Source organism: Rhodovulum viride (genome assembly GCF_003265965.1).
GTDB lineage: Bacteria > Pseudomonadota > Alphaproteobacteria > Rhodobacterales > Rhodobacteraceae > Rhodovulum > Rhodovulum kholense.
Genome location: NZ_MUAV01000096.1, coordinates 1 through 1246, shown reverse-complemented (window position 1 = coordinate 1246; position 1246 = coordinate 1). Strand labels below are relative to the sequence as shown.

General features: G+C 67.9%; 1 protein-coding gene. It reads left to right on the top strand.

The annotated features are described in order from the left end of the window. Window positions 1–128: 128 nt before the first annotated feature. Window positions 129–1246, top strand: a 1118-nt coding sequence (locus tag BYZ73_RS21160; protein ID WP_112317569.1) for a phage major capsid protein, incomplete at its 3' end; no start/stop codon positions are given.

Sequence of the window (1246 nt, the reverse complement as noted above, 5' to 3'; positions counted from 1 at the left end):
CAGGCGGAGCGCGCCGCGCGCATCCACCTCAAGGGGCCGGGGGAACCGGCCACAGCGGCAAATGACGGCGCGGCGTTCATGCGCGCCTTTCTGGGCCTTTCGGCCTGATACCCAAACAGGAGGCCAATATGGCTGATGATACCAAAACGGCCGCCGAGCTGGCGGTCGAGATGAAAACTGCGCTCGACAAGTCGCTGGACGGCGTGAAGGCGCTGGCCGAGGAAGCCCTCGGCAAGGCGAAGGCCGGGGAGGCCCTGTCGGAGGATCTGAAGGGAAAGGCCGACGAGGCGCTGACCGGCATGAACGCGCTGAAGGCGCAACTGGGCGAGATCGAGCAGAAGATCGCGCGGAGCGGCAGCGAGGACGCCCCGGCCGAGGCGAAGACGGCCGGGCAATCCTTCGTCGACAGCGACGAGTACAAGCGCTTTGCCGAGGGCGGGTTCGCGCGGGGCGACCGGGCGCGGATCGAGACCAAGGCAACGCTGACCACCTCGACCGCCGCCGCGGCCGGATCGATCGGCCCGGCGCTGGCGCCCACGCGCCTGCCCGGCGTCATCGAGCTGCCCCAGCGCCCGCTGACCATCCGCGCGCTGCTGGCGCAGGGCAACATGGACGGCCAGTCGATCGAGTTCGTGAAGGAACATTCGCGCACCAATGGCGCGGGCATGGTGGCCGAAGGCGCGGCCAAGCCCTCCTCGGACTTCCGCCTCGAAGTGGTCTCGACCTCGGCCAAGGTCATCGCCCACTGGATGAAGGCCTCGCGCCAGGTGCTGTCCGATGTCTCGGCCATGCGCTCGATGATCGACAGCCGCCTCGCCTACGGTCTCGACCTGGTCGAGGAGAACCAGATCCTCAATGGCGACGGCACCGGCCAGAACCTGCTGGGCATCATCCCGCAGGCCACGCCCTATGTCAGCCCGCTGACCGGCGCCGACACCACCTCGATCGACAAGATCCGCCTGATGATGTTGCAGGCCTCGCTGGCGCTTCTGCCTGCCGATGGCGTGGTCATGCACCCCGCCGACTGGGCCTGGATCGAGCTTCTGAAGGACACCACCGGGCGCTACATCATCGGCCAGCCCCAGGGCACCATCGGCGCCACCATGTGGGGCCTGCCGGTCGTGCCCTCGATGGCGATGACCCTCGACAAGGTGCTGGTCGGCGCCTTCCGCACCGGGGCGCAGATCTTCGACCGCTGGTCGACCACGATCGAGACCGGCTACGAGAATGACGACTTCACCAAGAA